This window comes from Kitasatospora aureofaciens (assembly GCF_019192735.1).
GTDB lineage: Bacteria > Actinomycetota > Actinomycetes > Streptomycetales > Streptomycetaceae > Kitasatospora > Kitasatospora aureofaciens_A.
This window is the reverse complement of record NZ_JAHTKP010000052.1, coordinates 1-18,613: the sequence shown is the minus strand read 5'-3', so window position 1 is coordinate 18,613 and position 18,613 is coordinate 1. Positions and strand designations below refer to the sequence as shown.

Here is an 18,613-nt window from a genome sequence, read left to right as displayed (position 1 = left end):
GCCCTGGAATGGCCGCCCGTACGTTGTCAGCTCAGGTGCCCGGCCATGGGTGCCATGTCCGAGGAGTTCAAGGCCCAGGAGGCCGGGTCTACCTCCCGCTCGCCGACTGACGGCAGGTGCCGAGGCGATGGGCTGGGATCCCGGAAGGGGTGTCCGGCGCAGCGCCGCCGGGACGCGGCCAAGAGGAAAAACGTTACTGCTATGGCGCCGGTGGCGGCTTGGGCAGTCGGCGGCGGACGCGGAGGGCAACCCGGCATTCGGCGTGTAGGCGAACGACATGCTGGAGCGGGGGGAATTCCCCGATCGGCGCTGGTGCGTCACTCCGTTGGATCTTTACCAGTCTCTTCTTTCTATGTTGTTGTTGCACGGTGTAGTGAGTCGGTGACTCTCCATCACTTCGCCTGGCTTCAGCCGCTCTTCGTGGCCCCTCCGGCGCGAGTACGAGGGTGTGTGGCCGGACCAGAAACTCACCAGCGGCGCTCCGAATCCCCTCTTCGGGTGACGGAGTTCAGTGGCGACAAGAAAGGTCTTTGTCCTATGGCAGTCGATGCCATGTTGTTCGCTCCACCAGAACGAGGGCGTAAACGCTCTCGACTCGCGGGGGCGTTCGTCCTGCTGTCCGGATTGACGTTGCTAGCGACGGCCGGTCTGGTCACGAGCCCCGCGCATGCCGCAACGGCACCGGTGGGGCTGGGGACCGACACCAGCTATGCGGTCCTGGCGGGCTCAACCGTCACCAACACCGGCCCCAGCGTCATCAACGGCGACCTGGGGCTCTTCCCGGGCACCAGCGTCACGGGCTTTCCGCCCGGAACCGTGAACGGGGTCCAGCACGTCAACGACGCGCAGGCTGCGCAGGCCCAGTCCGACCTGGTCATCGCCTACAACGACGCCGCCGGTCGGGCCCCCACGGCCATCCTGACCTCTCCCGGCGACATCGGCGGACTGACGCTGACGCCCGGCGTCTACAAGGCGAGCTCGTCACTGAACCTCACCGGGACCGTCACGCTCGACGCCATGGGCGACCCGAACGCTGTCTTCATCTTCCAGATCGGCTCCACCCTGATCACGGCTCCGTCGAGCGTCGTCAGCCTGGTCAACGGAGCACAGCCCTGCAATGTGTTCTGGCAGGTGGGTAGCTCCGCCACCATCGACGTCAACTCCTTCTTCAAGGGCAACATCCTGGCCCTCACGTCCATCAGCGTGAACCACGCTTCGGTGATCGAAGGTCGCGCCCTGGCGCGCAACGGCGCCGTCACGCTCGACGACAACACCATCACGCGGGCGGCCTGCACCGTCGGCCCGCCTGGACCGAGTGGCCCGCCTGGACCGAGTGGGCCTGCCGGACCGAGTGGGCCTGCCGGCCCTCCTGGTGCTGCCGGTTCTCCGGGCGCACCTGGTCCTAATGGTGCGCCTGGTCCTAACGGTTCGCCGGGCGCTCCGGGTGCTCCCGGTCCCAACGGCGCGCCTGGTCCTAACGGTTCGCCGGGCGCTCCGGGTGCTCCCGGTCCGAACGGCGCACCGGGTGCTCCTGGCGCCCCCGGTGCACCTGGCCCTAATGGTGCGCCTGGTCCTAACGGTTCGCCGGGCGCTCCGGGTGCTCCCGGTCCCAACGGCGCGCCGGGTGCTCCTGGCGCCCCCGGCGCACCTGGTCCTAACGGTTCGCCGGGTGCTCCGGGTGCTCCCGGTCCCAACGGCGCACCGGGTGCTCCCGGGGCCAATGGTTCGCCCGGTGCTCCCGGTCCCAACGGTGCGCCGGGTGCTCCCGGGGCCAATGGTTCGCCCGGTGCTCCCGGTCCCAACGGCGCGCCAGGTGCTCCCGGGGCCAACGGTTCGCCCGGTGCCAACGGCTTGCCCGGCGCTAACGGTTCGCCCGGTGCCAACGGTTCGCCCGGTGCCAATGGTTCGCCCGGTGCCAACGGTTCGCCCGGTGCTAACGGTTCGCCCGGTGCTAACGGTTCGCCCGGTGCCAATGGTTCGCCCGGTGCCAACGGCTTGCCCGGTGCCAATGGTTCGCCCGGTGCTAACGGTTCGCCCGGTGCCAATGGTTCGCCCGGTGCCAATGGTTCGCCCGGGCCTGCCGGGCCCGCCGGCCCTGCTGGCCCTCCTGGCCCCGCCGGTCCGGCAGGGCCGCCCCAGCATCCAGGCGGTCACGGCGGTCATGAGCACGGCGGTCATGAGCACGGCGGCCATGAGCAAGGTGATCAGGGGAATGACCATGGCAACCACGGCAACGGCCAGGGCGGTCACGAGCAGGGTGGACCGGCCGGACATCCGAAGGAGGCGGGGCAAGCACTCGCCGCCACTGGCTCCGGCAAATCGATTGGCATCGCGGTTGGCTCGGCGGCCGCCATCGCCCTGGGAGGCTCGGTCCTCATCCTCGTGAGGCGTAGCGGACGAGCCGCAGCCCGCCGCCGCCACTAGCCCTCGCAGGGATGAGCGTCGAGCGTCCCGAGCGGGTCCACTTCCCGCCGACGGACTGACGTGTCAGCTGACGGGCGCTGTTCCGCAAGGCCGTGCAGGCCTCTCGGAACAGCGCTCCGTCGGCATGTTCGAGCATCATCCATCAGTCAGCCAACAGCGATGTCTCCGTCGGGCGCGCCAATCGCCCCCATGCGCGGCCTGAAGTGCCCAACTTGACCAGGCAGCCGTAGGCTCGGCGTCGATTGCGCGGGCGAGGCGGATTATCCCGGTTCGGTTCATGTTCTGCTCGATGAAGATCTCGCAAAAGATCCGCGACGTGGCACGTTGCTGGTGGGTCTCGCGGTCAGGTACGTGTGTGGCTCTCCTCGGTAAGAGGCCTGCGAAGGAGGCGGGCGACGACCGATGAGTTTCTCCGTGATGCACAGTCATAGATCATGGCTGGTGCGCCTCCGCCGCAAGAGCGGTCGAAGCGCGCACCGATCGAATCTGCTGAGAACCGGACGCGAGACACCGAGGAACCCTAGATGCGTACCCTGATCAGCACCGCCTTCATCTCCCTGGACGGCGTCGTGGAGGCCCCGGGCGGCGAGCCCGGTTACCGGAACTCCGGATGGACCCTCAAGGACATGGAGTTCCTCCCCGAGGCATTCGAGATCAAGGGTCGGGAGCAGAAGGAAGCGACAGCGATGCTGCTGGGCCGGGCCAGCTACGAGGTGTTCAGCCCGGTGTGGCCGGACATGGCGGACTTCGCCGACTACAAGGTGATGCCGAAGTACGTCGTCTCCACCACCCTCACCGAGGACGACCTGGTCTCGAACTGGGGCGAGACCACGATCCTGCGCTCACTCGACGACGTCGCCGCGTTGAAGGAGACCGAGGGCGGCCCGATCATCGTCCACGGAAGCGCCGCCCTGAACCAGAGCCTTTCGGACGCCGGCCTGATCGACCGCTACCACCTGCTCGTCTTCCCGCTCCTGCTCGGCGCGGGCAAGCGTCTGTTCAGCGGCACGGACAAGGACACCCAGAAGCTGAAGCTTGTCGAGCAGGAGGTCTACGCCAACGGCGTGCAGAAGAACGTCTTCGACGTCGTCCGCTGACAAGGCCCCGCATTGCCCTGTCGCCGCTTCCGGCCGCCAATGTGCTGGTTCCGGCCCGAAAGCGTCCTCGTCCGGCGCTTGAGTCCGGTTGTCGGGCGCCGCTACTCCGCAGCGGCGCCCGCAGGACGCCGCTGCGGAGTAGCGTGGGAGACAACCGAGGACATTCTGCATACCGGTATTCGCGCTGGTGTCGCCCTGGGTCATGATTGGTCCTTCGTGGACCGGACGGGCGGCTCCTTATGATGCCGATCCCTCTCCCCACTTCCCCCGGGCCGTGGTCCGTGCCCGAATTCCCGCAGCTGCCACGCCTGGTGCTGGAGCCGACGATGTCGCGGGACGGGATCTTCGACGGCGCCTGGTGGCCCCGCTCGAACCACATCCTGGCCGAACTGCCGGACATGCTCACCGCACTCGGCGCGCACCTGGGACGGATCATCAGGGTGGGCCTCGACACCGCGGCGTGGGACGGCGTGCCCCGGTCCATCGCGGTGAACGGCCTCGTGATCCGGATCAACTGGTTCTCCGGCAGTGACGCGACGATCAGTGTCACGAGAGGTTTCCAGGACCACTTCCTCCTCCTGGTGGTGCCGCCCCGCACCGACCCGGAGACGGCCTCCTCGGCGATGACAGCGGCCGCCGAGACCGGAAACCATACTCCCGCGGCCGAGCTCCTGCTCTGCTGACCGGCCGGCCCCACCGCGCCCCGGGCCTTCCCCCAGCCCGTCGTCGTGCGTCGGGCCGAAATCGGAGGCACCCTTGGGGGAAGGCCGACCAAGGGAGGCAGCGATGGGCAGCTCGATGAGTGGCACGGAGGCGGCGGACGAGTCGAGGCGGGGCGAGCCCCAGAGGCTCTTGTACACCGGTGGCGAGCGGCCGTTCGACCCCGAGGACGTCGTCATGGCGTCCGGGCGCGATGTCACGCCCGAGCGGCTCGAACGGGCCAAGCGCGAGATCGAGGAGAAGGGCGCGGCCGCGCTCGAACGGTACCTGCCGTAGCAGGTCGGACCACTGGGGCCTCACGGCCGGAGGAGGCCCCAGTAGGCGGCCCAGGGGACGAACACGGCCGCGGCGAGCAGCAGCCCGGCGAGGCGGCGGCGGTCCCCGGGCGGGAGGGTGCGGCGGTACCGCAGCGCGGTGTGGGCCGAGGTGGCGAGCGTGAGCACGGCCAGGAGCTGGGCGGCGAGCCAGACGACCGGGCGCCCGAGCACGACCGGGCCGGGGAGCGCGGCGGCGGTGGCCGCCAGGTACAGCAGGTAGCCGAGGGTGGTCAGGACGGCGGCCGTCCCGGCGAGCGCCGCCCAGCGGGCCGACCGCGGAAGCGCGTCGTGGCGGGGGCGGCGCCGGACGCGGCGGACCGCGCCGGTGAGGGCGTACGCGGCGAAGCCGAGCAGGCAGAGGGCGGTGACGGCGGCCTGCAGCCAGGTGGCTTCGTACCAGGCGAGCGGGGCGAGCGGCCGGCTGGCGGTGTCCTGGTGCGGCGCCGGGTCGACGGTGACCGGCGGGAGCCCGGTGCCGAGGCGGGTGATCCAGGCGGACTCGTAGTCGGCGTAGTCGGACGGGAGTTCCTTCGGCCGGTCGTAGCCGTCGTCGTGGGTCACGTGCAGGTTGTGCCGGACGCCGGGGATCGTGCGGAGCGTGTAGTGGGTGTTGCCCGCCCGGTCGAGGGCCTGACGGATGACGGCGGCGCTCTCCTCGGGGGCGGCCTCGCGGTCGAGGGTGCCCCACTCGGCGAGGACGGGTTGGTGCACGCGCTCCCACACCGGGACCGGGTCGTAGTCGGCCTCGGGGAAGAGGCCTGCGCCGACGAGCTGTCGGATGGCGGTGTCCTGCATGGCGGGCAGGAGCGAGCCGGAGACGCCGGCGTGGCGCAGGTAGCCGCCGTAGGCCCAGGCCTCCTGGCGGGACGGGGTGAGGCCGGCCGCGCCGGCGGTGACGAGGAACGACACGTCGCTGGACCGGGTGGCGGCCAGCGACACCACCCAGGCGCCCTCGGACAGACCCCAGAGGCCGACCCGGGACGGGTCGACGTCCGGGCGGGTGCGGAGGAGGCGGACGGCGGCGAGCGCGTCGTCGGCGAGCGTGCCGTAGTCGCGCCGGGTCAGGGAGTACCCGTTGGTGCGCTTGTCGTAGACGAGGGTGGGGATGCCGCGCCGGGCGTACGCGGCGGCGGCGTCCCGCAGATCGGCCAGCTTGCCGGGACCGGCCCCGGCGACCATGACCAGGCCCGGGCCGCGGCTGCCCGCCACGGCGGTGCGCGGGGCGAGGACGGCGCCGTGCAGGACGGTGCCGTCGGCACTGGTGAACGAGACCTCCGTCCGTACCGGTTCCTCGGCTGCCGCGGCCGGTACGGCTGCTGCGGCCGGTGCGGCCGCGGGCAACACGGCCGCCACTGCGGCGGCCATGGTCGCGATGAGCAAGCCCAGTCGCCTTGCCGCCCCCGTTGTCTTCACGCTGTCCTCCACCACGATGTCCCGTTCGATCTCTGGTGGGACCAGCCTCCTCGCGCGGAGGCCCGTGGAGGATGGCGCTCGCACCCGAATCGGGGGTGGGGGCAGCCCCCCGTGGCGGTGGGTCGGAGAACTCAGGTGACGTCGTCGGGGCCGGTGAAGCCGGGTGGGGTGTAGCCGGGGCCGGTGAAGTCGGGGCCGGTGAAGGCGGCGGGGCGGGGGGTGCGGCCTTCGGGGTCGGTGAGGCCGTCGGCGCCGGGGCTGCTGAAGGCCGGGGACGTGTAGCCGGGGCTGGTGAAGTCGGGCCTGGGCACCGGGACGGCCGGGAGGCCGGCGTGCAGGTAGGGCAGGAGGCCGTGGTCGCGGAGGGCGGCGCGCCATTCGCGGCGGGCGTCGGCGAGTTCGGCGGCGAGTTCGGGGTCGGTGCCGGCGGGGGCGGCGGTGCCGTCGCGTAAGGCGGTGAGAACGAGTCCGACGATGCCGACGGTCATGGCGGCGACGCCGGCCGCGAGGGCGACCCAGCCGGCGGTGAGGAGGGAGCGGGCGAGGGTGAGTCCGGGGTCGGCGGCGCGCAGGGTGTAGCCGAGGAGGAGCAGGACGAGCGCGGCGGCCCAGGCGAGGATCGGCGTGAGCACGGTGAGGACGGGGAAGAGCCCGGCGCCGCCGTTGGCGGAGCGCAGCTGGCTGAGCAGGCCGGGGGCGGTGGGTTCGGCGCCCTCGGCGGGTGGGGGTGTGCTGCGGAGGCTGTCGCGGAGTTCGGTGTAGTGCCGGTACTCGGTGGCGGCCGCGGCGGCGATGGTGTCGGCGTCGCGCAGGGCGCGGATGCGCAGTTGGTCGGCGGTGAGCGCGCCGGGCGCGCGCAGGGCGGTGAGGACGGTGCCGTCGCGGAGGGCTTCGGCGAGGAGGCGCTCGTACTCCGGGCGGTCCTCGGCGTGCAGCGGCGGGGGGTTGGTCATGGGGACCCCGTTCATGCGGACCCCGGTTCGCTCCGCCCCAGGGGCAGGGCCCTCAGGGACGCCGAATCGGGCGCGGAGGCGGGCCGCCGGACGGGCGGCCGGGCGTGGTTCGCCTCATGGTAGGGGTGGGTGTGGCAGTGCTGACAGTCGGTTTCCGGAATTTCGCGCCCCGGGCGCCCCGGACCGCGCGCGTGCGGCGGGCCCGGGCGCCGGGAACGGATGTTCGACGGGTGCTGTCAGTTGACGGGCAGTCGGGCGATGAGCAGGCGGCCTTCCATCGTGACGCCGCCGTCCATGGCGACGGCGAGGTCGTCGGCGTAGACGTACGGGCCGGGGATGTGCGGCGGGGCGCCGTCGTCGGCGTGCACCGCGCCGGTGAGGTACGGGATGGGGCTGTGCCCGTGCACGATCCGGGTGCCGCCGTAGGTGTCGAGGAGTTCGTGGACGGCCATCGGGCCGGCGTCGCCGCGGAAGGCGAAGCGCTTGGTGAAGCGGCGGAAGCAGTCCCACCACTCGTCCACGCCCTCGTCGGCGAGCAGTCCGTGGACGGCGTCGTTGACGTCGGGGATGGACTCGCCGTATTCGAGGTAGGCGGTGGTGTCGGAGTGCAGGAGCAGGTGGCCGTCCTCGATGGCGATGGCGGGCAGCCGGGAGAGCCAGCTGATGTGGTGCGCCTGGAGGCGGTCGAGGTCGTGCTGCTGGCCGCCGTTGAGCCGCCAGGCGGCGAGGAAGGAGGCGGTGCCGGCGGTGGACTGGACGGGCTCGTCGCCGTACCTGGCTGCGCCGAGGAAGAGCAGTTCGTGATTGCCCATCAGGGCCCGGCAGTAGCCGCCGGCGGCGGCGGCCTCGGCGGCGAGCTGCATGACCAGGTCGATGACGCCGATGCCGTCGGGGCCGCGGTCGGTGAAGTCGCCGAGGAACCAGATCCGGGAGCGGCCTGCGGCCCAGTGGCCGTCGGCGTCGACGAGGCCCTGGTTGCGGAGTTCGGCGAGCAGCTCGTCGAGGTAGCCGTGGACGTCGCCGACGACGTAGAGCGGGCCGGGCGGCTCGCCGGGGCCGGGGGCCGGGTACGGGTAGGTGGGCGCGGCGGGGTCGGGCAGCGGGGGGCCGAGTTCGATGGTCGGCGGGTCGTCGCGCCCGGGGAGCTGGTCGGGCAGCTGGAGGGCGGGCGAGGGCCGGTCGGGCAGGGTCGGCTCGTAGCCGGGGTGGTCCTGGGGGGAGAACGCTGGTGCGTGCTCCGAGGCGTGCACGGTGTGGCCGTGCGCCTGCCCGTCTGGCCAGTGCTGTTCGAGGTAGCGGGCGCCGCCGTAGCCGCTGTAGGTCTCCGCGTCGTACGGCGTCGCCGCGTAACCGGGGGCTGGCTCCGGTTCGTAGTAGGTGCCGTACGGCAGCACGTCGAGGTCCGGCTGGTGGCGGGGGCCTGAGTCGGGGTGTTCAGGCCCGGGGAAGCGGTCCTCGGGTGTCATTCGCCCATCATAGGAAGACCACTCTCCCGGCGTCGTCACCTGGTGGGTATCCAATCCTCCGGAGCGTCAGCCGGGCCGTCCCGCATGGTCCGTTTTGTCCCGGCTCGGTATGGTCTAGACCTCGCCCGGGGGTCGGGGAGGGTTGACGGTGGTGCGCGGACTCCGGCGCTGGGAGGACGCGCGGACGATCAGCTCGGTCGGCATCAGGGTGCCCGGCGGCGGGCCGGTGCCGGCGGTGCGGAAGCGTGGCGGGAAGAGGCGGGCGATGTCGACGCCGGTGCCGGAGTCGACGCCCTCGATGGCGTCGATGAGCAGGTTGACCACGGTGGTGCCGATCCGGCGCGGCTTGAGCGAGAGCGTGGTGATCGGCGGCTCGGTGGTCGCGTAGACGTCGCTCTCGCTGCAGCAGACCAGCAGCAGGTCGTCGGGCACCCGCAGGCCGTAGCGGCGGGCGGCGGCGAGCAGGTCGGTGCCGTTGGGGTCGAACAGGCCGTAGACGGCGTCCGGGCGGTCGGGGCGGGCGAGCAGCCGGTCGGCGGCGACCGCGCCGGCGGCCGGGTCGTGCGCGGGGTAGGCCTCGTACACCGGCTCCTGGCCGACCTTGGCGCACCAGCCGAGGTAGGCCTCGGTGGAGAGCCGGGTGTAGGTGTCGGTGCTGGTGCCGGTGAGCAGGCCGATCCGGCGGGCGCCGGCCTCGGAGAGGTGGTCGAGGATGCCGAGCACGGCGGCCTCGTGGTCGTTGTCGACCCAGGCGGTGACCGGGCAGTTGCCGGGCTTGCCGTCGCTGACCACCGGGACGCCGGACCGGTAGAGCTCGCTGACCAGAGGGTCCTGGTCGGGCGGGTCGATCACCACGGTGCCGTCCAGGGCGATGTTGCCCCAGACGTCGTGCCGGGAGGAGGCGGGCAGCACCACCAGCGCGTAGCCGCGGCCGAGGGCGGCGCTGGTGGCGGCCCGGGCCATCTCGGCGAAGTACGCGAACTCGGTGAAGGTGAACGGCTCTTCACCGTAGGTCGTGACGGTCAGCCCGATCAGGCCGGACCGTCCGGTGCGCAGGGTTCGGGCGGCCGCCGAGGGGCGGTAGCCGAGGCGCTCGGCGACCTCGCGCACCCGGCTGCGGGTCTCGTCGGGCAGGCGGCCCTTTCCGTTCAGCGCGTCGGAGACGGTGGTGATCGACACTCCGGCGGCTGCTGCCACATCCCGGATGCCGGCCCGCTCCAGACGCCGTGAGGTAGTGGGTCGCCGACCGCTCTGGTTGGCTGCTGCTGTCATGGCGGACCGATCGTATGGCTCCTGACAAGGGTCTGTGACCGGCGCATCGGGAGCCCTTGGAGATACGTTTCTCCAAGAGTGAGCCGGGGTGCGCCCCTTCGATACCCGCCCGAAACCAGCCGTCTTACCTCTGACATGTGCCAAAGGAACGGGGCAGAATGGCTGATCTGCGCCTGTAACCCGATCGGCCATCTCACTCCTACGGGTGAGGGCGGTCGGTATCGTGCAAGGCACCCGACCGGGGTGGTCCGGGCGCGTTCCGAGATCCCGTGCCCGGCGGAGACCCCGCCCCGGCAGGGGATCGAGAAGACCAAGAAGGAGTACGACCGTGAGCGGTACGTCAGCGCAGGGCCCGCGGCTGCGGCCGACCCTGGACGGCATCCCCACCTACAAGCCCGGCAAGCCGGCCGGCGCCGACGCCTACAAGCTGTCCTCCAACGAGAACCCGTACGAGCCGCTGCCCGGCGTGCTGGAGGCGGCCGTCACGGCGGCGGGCTCGTTCAACCGGTACCCCGACATGGCGGTCACCGAGCTGACCGAGGAACTGGCCAAGCGCTTCGGCGTGCCGGTCGACCACATCGCCACCGGCACCGGCTCGGTCGGCGTCGCCCAGTCGCTGATCCTCGCCACGGCCGGCCCGGGCGACGAGGTGATCTTCGCCTGGCGCTCCTTCGAGGCGTACCCGATCATCACCCAGGTCGCCGGCGCCACCCCCGTCCCGGTGCCGCTCACCGTCGGCGGGGACCACGACCTGGACGCGATGCTCGCCGCGATCACGCCGAACACCCGGCTGATCTTCGTCTGCAACCCCAACAACCCCACCGGCAACGTGATCCGCCGCGCCGAGCTGGAGCGCTTCCTGGACGCGGTGCCCGGCGACGTCCTCGTCGTCGTCGACGAGGCCTACATCGAGTTCATCCGCGACCCCGAGGTGCCCAACGGCATCGACCTCTACCGGGACCGTCCGAACGTCTGCGTGCTGCGCACCTTCTCCAAGGCGTACGGCCTCGCGGGCCTGCGGGTCGGCTTCGCGATCGCGCACGAGCCGGTGGCGACCGCGCTGCGCAAGACCGCCGTCCCGTTCGGCGTGAACCAGCTCGCCCAGAACGCCGCCGTCGCCTCGCTGCGCGCCGAGGAGGCGCTGCTGGTGCGGGTGGAGGCGCTGGTCGAGGAGCGGGCCCGGGTGGTCGCCGGGCTGCGAGAGCAGGGCTGGGAGATCCCGGACTCGCAGGCCAACTTCGTCTGGCTGCCGCTCGGCGAGCGCTCCGCGGAGTTCGCCGCCGCGTGCGCCGAGGCCGGGGTGATCGTCCGGCCGTTCCCGGAGGGCGTGCGGATCTCGATCGGCGAGGTCGAGGGCAACTTGATCTTCCTCTCGGTGGCCGAGGCGTTCCGCAAGACGCTCTGAGTTCTCCTTCTCGCAGGGGCGTGCCGCGCGTGCGGTGCGCCCCTGCGGCGTTGTTGCCCGCGGACGGTTCGGGTGCTCCCGGATGCCTGGGGATCGCTGGGAGCGGCCTGGGAGTTCGGCCAACGGCGGGCCAGGCGGCGGCCAAGGGGCCTGCGCGAACGGGACGGTGCGTCCGAAATGTCCGGATCCGCCCGGTCAGTCTTCTCCCAGCCCGCGCCCAGGACTCCGCAAGAGCGCCCGGCGAAGCTGTCCGGCATGAAGGTGCTCCCGCGACGGCGCGGTGCCGTCCTCGTCAACTCCGCACTGGGCGTGGCCCTGCTGGGCGGTGCCGCCCTGGTGTACACCACCGTGAACAGCGGCACCAGCGCGGCGGCCGCACGGCCCCAGACCCGTACCGCGACCGTGGCCAAGGGGACGGTCCTGGCCACCGTGTCCGGAACCGGCACTCTGGTGTCACCGACCGATGCGGCCCAGGATTTCACCACCGGCGGCCGCCTCACGGCGGTCAAGGTCGCGGTCGGGGACGCCGTGAAGAAGGGCCAGGTGCTGGCCACCGTCGACACCACGGCGGCCCAGCAGCAGGTGGACGCCGCCCAGGCGGCGCTCACCACGGCGAACGCCAACCTGGTCAAGGCCCAGGCGGGTGTCACCACCACGACCACCGAGCCGCTTCCCGGCGGCACCTCCGGCACCGGCGGCGGGGGCGGTGCCGGTGAGCGCGGGGCGGGCGGGAGCAGTACGCCCGCTCCGCAGACCACCACCGTCACCACCACCAAGGTCGACGACGCGGCCGTCGCCCAGGCCCAGCAGCAGGTCGCCACCGCGCAGACCAACCTCTCCAACGCCCAGGCGGCGCTGGCCGGCACCACCCTCACCGCCTCGGTGGACGGCACCGTCGCCGCCGTCTCCGCGAAGGTTGGCGACACCATCGGCACCGGGAGCTCGACGACTGGTTCTGGTGCCAAGTCGACTGGTGCGACCGCGAGTTCGGGCAGTACTCCGAGCGGCTTCATCGTGCTCACCAACCCGGCCGGGATGCAGGTCACCGCCAACTTCTCCGAACTCGACTCGCTCAAGCTGAAGAAGGGCGAGGCGGCCACCGTCGCGCTGAACGCGCAGTCCGACACCAAGCTCAACGCGACCGTCCTGTCCGTCAGTTCGCTGCCCAGCAGCGGCGGCAGCGCCGGCTCGACGGCCGTCCAGTACGCGGCGACGCTGCAGATCAGCGGGGACACCAGCACCCTGCGCACCGGCCTCAGCGCGACCGTCTCGGTGGTCACCGGCGAGGCCGACAACGCGCTCTCGCTGCCGACTTCCGCCCTCTCCGGCACCGGTACGAGCCGCACCGCAACCCTCGTCCACGTGGACGGCTCCACCGAGCGGGTGAGTGTCGGTGTTGGCGTCGAGGGCGACAGCACCGTGCAGGTGCTCGCCGGGCTGAAGGAGGGCGACAAGGTCGAACTCCCCACCACCAGCGGCGGAAACGGCTTCCCGAACGCCTCCTTCCCGGGCCTGGGCGGCGGCCAGGGCGGCCAGGGCGGTCGCGGCGGGGGCGGTGGCGGGCTCTCGGGTATCGGGGGCGGCGGCCGGGGCGGTAAGGGCTGAGCATGCGTCACGTCATCGACAAGCGGGTGCCGGCGGATCCCCCGCCCGTCATCCGGATCCGCCACCTCACCAAGGCGTACGGCCACGGCGACGCCACCGTGCACGCGCTGCGCGGCCCGGCCGACCCGGCCACCGGCGCGCCGCTCGGCGTCAGCCTGGACATCGAGCAGGGCGACTACGTCGCGGTGATGGGCAGTTCGGGCTCCGGAAAGTCCACCCTGATGAACATTCTCGGCTGCCTCGACGTCCCCACCGCCGGCCGCTACCTGCTGGACGGCATCGACGTCGGCCACCTCGACGAGCGGCAGCTCTCGCTGGTCCGCAACCGCAAGATCGGCTTCATCTTCCAGTCCTTCAACCTGGTCCCCCGCACCACCGCCCTTGCCCAGGTCGAGCTGCCGCTCGCCTACGCGGGCGTGCGGGCCGCCGAGCGGCGCCGCCGGGCCGAGGCCGCGCTCGCCCTGGTCGGCCTCGCCGAGCGCGCCGGGCACCGGCCCAACGAGCTCTCCGGCGGCCAGCAGCAACGCGTCGCGGTGGCCCGGGCGCTGGTCACCGCGCCCGCGATGCTGCTGGCCGACGAGCCGACCGGCAACCTCGACAGCCGTTCCACCGAGGACGTGCTCGCCATCATCGACCGGCTCAACGCCACCGGCCGCACCGTCGTCCTGATCACCCACGAGGACGAGGTCGCGCGGCACGCCAAGCGGGTACTGCGGCTCGTGGACGGCCAGATCGTGAGCGACGTCCGGCAGGCCCCGGTGGACGGCCCGCCGCCGCTGCTGCACCGGGCCGAGGCGGGGGTGCCCGCATGATCCTCTGGCAGATGCTCCGCTTCGCGGCCGGCGGCCTGGCCGCCAACAAGGTGCGCTCGGCACTCACCATGCTCGGCGTGCTGATCGGCGTCGCCTCGGTGATCCTGCTGCTCGCCGTCGGCAACGGCTCGTCCGTCGCCGTCAAGGAGTCGATCACGTCGCTCGGCACCAACGCGCTCACCGTCAGCTCCGGTTCGGCGTACGGCGGGGCGCGCAGCGCCTCCTCGGTGAAGAAGCTGACGATCGCCGACGCCAAGGCGCTGGCCGGCGACGCCGACTCCGGCGCGATCAAGTCCGTCGCCCCCGTCGTCACCACCAGCGGCACCGCGCTGTACGGGAACGTCTCGTACAGCCCCGGCTCGATCGTCGGCACCTACCCTGCGTACTTCGAGACCGCCAACCAGAAGGTGGCGCACGGAGAGTACTTCACCGACGACGACGTGCTCGGTTCGCGCAAGGTCGCGGTGCTCGGCGCCACCACCGCCAAGCAGCTGTTCGACACCGAGGACCCGGTCGGCAAGAAGATCACCGTCGGCGGCACCCCGTTCACCGTGGTCGGCGTGCTCCAGGCCAAGGGCGGCAGCGGCTTCACTGACCCGGACGACGTCCTGATCGCCCCGCTGCCCACCGTGCAGAACGCCTTCACCGGCTTCGGCCCGGTCAACCAGATCCTGGTGCAGGCATCGTCGGCGGACAGCACGGATGCGGCGCAGGCCGAGATCACCCGGGTGCTGCTCGGCACCCACGCGATCGCCGACCCGACCAAGGCGGACTTCCGGATCACCAACCAGGCCTCGCTGCTCACCGCCCGGGAGAGCACCACGAAGACCTTCACCGTGCTGCTCGGCGCGGTGGCGGCGATCTCGCTGCTGGTCGGGGGCATTGGGATCACCAACATCATGCTGGTCACCGTCACCGAGCGGACCCGCGAGATCGGCATCCGCAAGGCGCTCGGTGCTCCGCGCGCGGTCATCCTCGGGCAGTTCCTCACCGAGTCCACCCTGCTGTCGGTGGTCGGCGCCGGGTTGGGTGTGCTGGCCGGGATTGCCGGGTCGCACTTCAGCATCGTCGGCATCAAGCCGGTGGTGATCCCCGAGTCCGTGCTCGGTGCGTTCGGCATCGCCGTCGCCATCGGGCTGTTCTTCGGCAGCTACCCCGCCAACCGGGCCGCCTCGCTGCGGCCGATCGACGCTCTCCGGCACGAGTAGGACGAGACCTCATGACCGACCAGATCAGCACCCCGGCCGAGCAGGTCGCCCTGCTCGCCACCCCGCCGGACGCCCGGGACGTCGGCGCCGAGCTGGCCGCGCCGCCGCGGCGGCCACTGCCCTGGCTCAGCCTGGTGCTGGCCGGGGGCGTGATCGCCACGGGCGCGTTCGCGGGCGGGGTCTGGTACCAGCAGAACCACGGGACGGCCGCCTCCCCTCGGGCCGCCGCCTCCACCGCCCAGCGTCCGGCAGCCGGCGGCGGGTACGGGCAGAACGGCTCGCGGCGGGGTGGGCAGGGCGGCGGTCAGGGCGGTGGTCAGGGCGGTGGTCAGGGCCAGCCCGGGTTCACCCGGGGCACGGTCAAGGCGGTGGACGGCACCACCGTCTATCTGACCGACGCCAACGGCAACACCGTCAAGGTCACCACCGGCGACGCGACGAAGGTCCAGCTCAACAAGGACGGCAAGGTCGCCGACCTCCAGCCCGGCCAGAGCGTGACCGTGGCCGGCACCCCCGACGCCAACGGTGGCTACGCGGCCAGCCAACTCGTCGAAGGCGCGGCGGCCATGGGCGGCTTCGGCGGTGGCGGCTCCAGGAACCCGTCCGGCGGCTGACCCCGCAGCCCCGGACGCCCGCGAGGCCCTCGCCCCAGGTGGGCGAGGGCCTCCGCGTGTGTTCAGCCGGGTTCGTCGTTGTCGTCGGGGCGCCGCATCTTGAGGGTCGCGATGACGCCGAGGGCAACGGTGACGATCGCGAGCGCGAGGAGCGTGACGAGGGCCGCGCCGACGAGGAAGTTCATCGCTCCCACGCTTCGTTCCTCTCCGCGTCGCGGAGCAGGTGGAGGAGGTTGAGGAGAGTGCTCACCGGGGCGTTCCCGAAGTCGACCAGGAGGCGGCCGTCGAGGGTGGTCTCGGTGGCGGAGGCGGAGCCCCAGAGGAGGCCGTAGGGGCGGCCGCGCTTGCGCAACTCGCGGAGGAGCGCGGTGACCTGGGGTCCGGTGTAGTCGCGCATGCGGGGGTCGTCCGGCGCGATGGGGTCGCGGGCGGTGCTCACGCGGCGGAGTCCAGCTCGTACCAGACGCTTTTGCCGCGCTTCTGGGGGTCGACGCCCCAGCGGTGGGTGAGGCCTTCGACGAGCTGGAGGCCCCGGCCGGATTCGGAGAGGTCGGCGGGGGTCCGCTGCTCGGGGAGGGCGGCGCTCTCGTCGGAGACGGAGACGCGGAGGGTGTTGCCGAGGAGGGAGTAGAGGACGACGGGGGAGGCGGTGGCGCCGTGCCGCCAGGCGTTGACGATCAGTTCGGCGAGGGCCAGCTCGGCGTTGAGGATGGTCTCGGGGTCCCAGTCGGCGCGGGTCAGGGCGTCCCGGAGGGACTGCCGGGCGAGGGTGAGGGAGGGCGAGTTAAGGGTGCACACGGGAACCTCCGGGGGAGGGAGAAGGAGGAGACGGCGGATACGTCGCCGTGAGCGAGGCCAGGCCGCGGCTGGCTGATGCCGCACGTGGCTGCTCTGCGGTGCGCGGGCAGCATGCGCCTACTGCCCGGGAAACAGGCATTACTGACGATCCGTCGGATCGATGTGAGAACGACCATAGCGCATCGGCTCTTAAAGTTAATCCGAATGCGAGAAGGTTCCCCCTCCGGTGGGACGCGCGCCCCGTCGGCACCCAAATGGCTCCCTACGCAGGCGGCGCGGCACACTGGCCCCTGTACCTGCAGAGAGGACGCCATGGCCCTTCGAACCCCAACCCTTCGTCAGCGCCGCCTCGGTGCCGAACTGCGGAGGATGCGAGAGCAAGCCGGCCTCGGAGGCAGCCACCTCGCCCGTCTGCTCGGGGTGACACCTGCCCTGGTGACTCAGATGGAGAACGGGAAGTCCGCCGTCGGCGTGGAGCGCCTGCGTGAGATCGCGACGGCCTGCATGTGCGCCAATGAACCCCTGATCGAGGCGCTCGCCGGCATGGCCGTGGAACGAGAGACCGGTTGGTGGGAGGAGTACAGCCACAGCCTGAACATCGACTTGCTGGACGTCGCTGCGATCGAGGCTCATGCCCGGAGGGTCTTCACCTACTCGATCACCTTCGTGCCCGGGCTGCTCCAAACGCCGGCCTACGCGGCGTCGGTGTTCGCTCGTGCGATCCCACCGTTGCCGAGCTCAGACGTCGATCTCAGGATGTCCTTCCGCCTTCGGCGACAGCAGATCGTCCGGTCCGGCGCGACGCCCTACACGGCGTTCATCCACGAAGCCGCACTCCGCATGCAGTTCAGCGGCCCGGAGGCTCTTGCCGAGCAGCTCGGTGCCCTCATCGACGACTCGGAGAGCTCCGGAATTTCAGTTCGAGTTGTGCCGTTCACTATCGAATCGCTGCCTGGCCCCAGCGAGAACTTCGTCTACACCGAGGGCCCGGTTCCCGAGCTGGACACTGTGCAGATTGACATCAGCTTCGGGTGCCCGCTCTTCGATGCTCCCTCCGACCTGGCAAGTTACCGCGAGATCCTCGACCGCATGGAGTCTGTAGCTCTCTCGGAAGAGGACTCGCGAGACTTCATCCGATCTATCAAGAAGGAGATAGAGGGCAATCATGAGTAGCCCCACATGGCAGAAGTCCAGCTACTCCGGCTCAAGTAATGCATGCGTCGAGGTGCGGACTGTCGATGGGCTGATCGAGCTCCGTGAGTCCGACGAGGGGGATGTCATCGTCCGTACGACCCCTCTCAAGTTCGCCAGGTTCCTCCAGGGCGTGAGGGCCGGCGAGTTCGACCACTTCACCGCCGACGCCTGAGCGAATCGTTCCGGCGGCCCCTTGCTCCTCGCAAGGGGCCGCCGACAGGAAGCGTGACTCTCTCGTTCGTCTCCAACCCAGGAGTGGGTCTGGGCCCACCCACCCGTACGGCTAGACCCGTGTCCGGCCGGCCGGGAGCTCCGTAGCGTCGGTACCACAACGACACGGAGGAGAAAACATCATGGCGACGACCGCGACGGCGCAGCTCGGCGACTCCCGTACCCAGGAGGCATTCGACACGGTGAAGAAGTGCGTGACGCTCTTCGGTGCCGTCAGCGCGATCGTCCTCGGGACGGTTGCCGTGATGGCGTTCACCGGCCACGAGGCGACCTCGTTCATGTGGATCCGCGGAGCGATCCTGCTCGCGGTCACCCCGTTCATCCACCGGATGACCGTCCAGGCTTCGCAGGGGTCCTACAAGGCCTTCGACCGGGTGCGCACCCTCTCCACCATCATGCCGATCGCGATCATCGGCGTCGACCTGATCCCCGGTCTCTGCCCGGCGTGGTACGCCGTGATCCAGGGACTGTCCGCCCTGGCCATGATCGGCGTCGCCTTCATCACCCGCGGTGTCGCGCTGAGCGCCGCCTTCCCCAAGAAGTGAAGCCCTGAGCCCCGCCCTTCAGATTGCCGGACCGCCTTCGACACCCGGCCACCCGGCAAGCGAAGTCCCCCTGGCGCAGGAAGTCGGCCAAGCCGACTTCCTGCGCCGGCACGTTGTGGAACCACCCGACCTTCACGGCCCCTCGAGCTCAAGGCCCGCGCGAGGGGCCGCACCTCGCCACATTGCTGTGAGTCCCAGGACGTTCGACCGCCTCATCACCGAGGCCCAGCGATTCGTTCCGGCGGCCCCTTGCTCGCCGCAAGGGGCCGCCGGCAAAGAGCTCCGGGCCCATCGCCAGCACATGAGAATTCCACTGACGCAGCTGATGCTGAACGAGCTATGGGCCGCAATGGTCTCCGCAACGATCTCGGCTGCTCGGCTGACGGTCTCGTGGAAGGGGACACCACTCTGCAGGTCATGTCCCGTGAAGTGGTGTAGTGGTCGTTTGCCAACGGTCATGCGGTGGGTGGTAGTTGGTCGCGAGCCTGCTCGCCAGGGTAGAGCTGGTCCATGCTGCCCTCAGGCAGATAGCGGCGGGG

19 protein-coding genes are annotated in these 18,613 nt (G+C 71.1%); 12 read left to right on the top strand and 7 right to left on the bottom strand.

Translation table 11 applies throughout. The annotated features are described in order from the left end of the window. Window positions 1–45: 45 nt before the first annotated feature. From KV557_RS43320 to KV557_RS32365, 4 genes are all read left to right on the top strand, one after another. A complete protein-coding gene (locus tag KV557_RS43320) occupies window positions 46–2,424 on the top strand; it encodes an ice-binding family protein (protein ID WP_308130184.1) in 2,379 nt (792 codons plus the stop codon). Between the two features lie 524 nt (window positions 2,425–2,948). Next, window positions 2,949–3,521: a dihydrofolate reductase family protein gene (locus KV557_RS32375; RefSeq protein ID WP_218205122.1), complete on the top strand. Its 573-nt coding sequence runs from the start codon at window positions 2,949–2,951 to the stop codon at window positions 3,519–3,521. A gap of 281 nt (window positions 3,522–3,802) precedes the next feature. Next, window positions 3,803–4,204, top strand: a complete 402-nt coding sequence (locus KV557_RS32370) for a DUF5994 family protein (RefSeq protein WP_218205121.1) — start codon at window positions 3,803–3,805, stop codon at window positions 4,202–4,204. A 103-nt stretch (window positions 4,205–4,307) separates the two neighbouring features. Next, the gene (locus KV557_RS32365; RefSeq protein WP_256178285.1) at window positions 4,308–4,517 is read left to right on the top strand and encodes a hypothetical protein; all 210 of its coding nucleotides are present in this window, start codon (window positions 4,308–4,310) and stop codon (window positions 4,515–4,517) included. 20 nt (window positions 4,518–4,537) lie between these two features. Here the strand turns inward: KV557_RS32365 and KV557_RS32360 are convergent, their stop codons facing one another. The 4 genes from KV557_RS32360 to KV557_RS32345 form a co-directional block, all read right to left on the bottom strand. Then, window positions 4,538–5,938 carry an alpha/beta hydrolase family protein gene (locus KV557_RS32360; protein WP_218205120.1) on the bottom strand — a complete coding sequence of 467 codons (1,401 nt, stop codon included), beginning with the start codon at window positions 5,936–5,938 and terminating at the stop codon, window positions 4,538–4,540. 164 nt (window positions 5,939–6,102) lie between these two features. Next, window positions 6,103–6,924 (bottom strand): hypothetical protein, encoded by an 822-nt coding sequence (locus KV557_RS32355; protein ID WP_218205119.1) that lies wholly within the window; start codon window positions 6,922–6,924, stop codon window positions 6,103–6,105. A gap of 236 nt (window positions 6,925–7,160) precedes the next feature. Beyond that, complete coding sequence (locus tag KV557_RS32350; protein WP_218205118.1) at window positions 7,161–8,390, bottom strand: metallophosphoesterase; 1,230 nt, start codon at window positions 8,388–8,390, stop codon at window positions 7,161–7,163. Between the two features lie 114 nt (window positions 8,391–8,504). After that, complete coding sequence (locus KV557_RS32345) at window positions 8,505–9,662, bottom strand: LacI family DNA-binding transcriptional regulator (RefSeq protein WP_218205117.1); 1,158 nt, start codon at window positions 9,660–9,662, stop codon at window positions 8,505–8,507. A 328-nt stretch (window positions 9,663–9,990) separates the two neighbouring features. Here KV557_RS32345 and hisC point away from each other — a divergent pair, with 328 nt between their 5' ends. From hisC to KV557_RS32320, 5 genes are all read left to right on the top strand, one after another. After that, the gene (gene hisC / locus KV557_RS32340; RefSeq protein WP_218205116.1) at window positions 9,991–11,067 is read left to right on the top strand and encodes a histidinol-phosphate transaminase; all 1,077 of its coding nucleotides are present in this window, start codon (window positions 9,991–9,993) and stop codon (window positions 11,065–11,067) included. A gap of 255 nt (window positions 11,068–11,322) precedes the next feature. Beyond that, on the top strand, window positions 11,323–12,672 hold the full coding sequence (locus KV557_RS32335; protein ID WP_218205115.1) for an efflux RND transporter periplasmic adaptor subunit: 1,350 nt from the start codon (window positions 11,323–11,325) through the stop codon (window positions 12,670–12,672). A gap of 2 nt (window positions 12,673–12,674) precedes the next feature. After that, a complete protein-coding gene (locus tag KV557_RS32330) occupies window positions 12,675–13,484 on the top strand; it encodes an ABC transporter ATP-binding protein (protein WP_218205114.1) in 810 nt (269 codons plus the stop codon). Then, the gene (locus tag KV557_RS32325; protein ID WP_218205113.1) at window positions 13,481–14,692 is read left to right on the top strand and encodes an ABC transporter permease; all 1,212 of its coding nucleotides are present in this window, start codon (window positions 13,481–13,483) and stop codon (window positions 14,690–14,692) included. Before KV557_RS32330 ends, KV557_RS32325 begins: the two co-directional genes overlap by 4 nt. Window positions 14,693–14,703: 11 nt before the next feature. Next, window positions 14,704–15,306, top strand: a complete 603-nt coding sequence (locus KV557_RS32320; protein ID WP_218205112.1) for a DUF5666 domain-containing protein — start codon at window positions 14,704–14,706, stop codon at window positions 15,304–15,306. Between the two features lie 62 nt (window positions 15,307–15,368). Here the strand turns inward: KV557_RS32320 and KV557_RS43315 are convergent, their stop codons facing one another. From KV557_RS43315 to KV557_RS32310, 3 genes are read right to left on the bottom strand one after another with little or no spacing between them, the layout of a single operon-like run. Continuing rightward, the gene (locus KV557_RS43315; protein WP_256178284.1) at window positions 15,369–15,500 is read right to left on the bottom strand and encodes a hypothetical protein; all 132 of its coding nucleotides are present in this window, start codon (window positions 15,498–15,500) and stop codon (window positions 15,369–15,371) included. Further along, on the bottom strand, window positions 15,488–15,745 hold the full coding sequence (locus KV557_RS32315; RefSeq protein WP_218205111.1) for a hypothetical protein: 258 nt from the start codon (window positions 15,743–15,745) through the stop codon (window positions 15,488–15,490). Before KV557_RS32315 ends, KV557_RS43315 begins: the two co-directional genes overlap by 13 nt. Next, window positions 15,742–16,104 carry an ATP-binding protein gene (locus KV557_RS32310; protein WP_218205110.1) on the bottom strand — a complete coding sequence of 121 codons (363 nt, stop codon included), beginning with the start codon at window positions 16,102–16,104 and terminating at the stop codon, window positions 15,742–15,744. Before KV557_RS32310 ends, KV557_RS32315 begins: the two co-directional genes overlap by 4 nt. Before the next feature lie 75 nt (window positions 16,105–16,179). On the opposite strand from KV557_RS32310, the gene KV557_RS32305 reads away from it, so the two are divergent. The 3 genes from KV557_RS32305 (at window position 16,180) to KV557_RS32295 (ending at window position 18,074) form a co-directional block, all read left to right on the top strand. Continuing rightward, window positions 16,180–17,277 carry a helix-turn-helix domain-containing protein gene (locus tag KV557_RS32305; protein ID WP_308130183.1) on the top strand — a complete coding sequence of 366 codons (1,098 nt, stop codon included), beginning with the start codon at window positions 16,180–16,182 and terminating at the stop codon, window positions 17,275–17,277. Then, a complete protein-coding gene (locus tag KV557_RS32300) occupies window positions 17,270–17,470 on the top strand; it encodes a DUF397 domain-containing protein (RefSeq protein ID WP_218205108.1) in 201 nt (66 codons plus the stop codon). Before KV557_RS32305 ends, KV557_RS32300 begins: the two co-directional genes overlap by 8 nt. A 181-nt stretch (window positions 17,471–17,651) precedes the next feature. Next, complete coding sequence (locus tag KV557_RS32295) at window positions 17,652–18,074, top strand: hypothetical protein (RefSeq protein ID WP_218205107.1); 423 nt, start codon at window positions 17,652–17,654, stop codon at window positions 18,072–18,074. The last annotated feature ends 539 nt before the right edge of the window (window positions 18,075–18,613 follow it).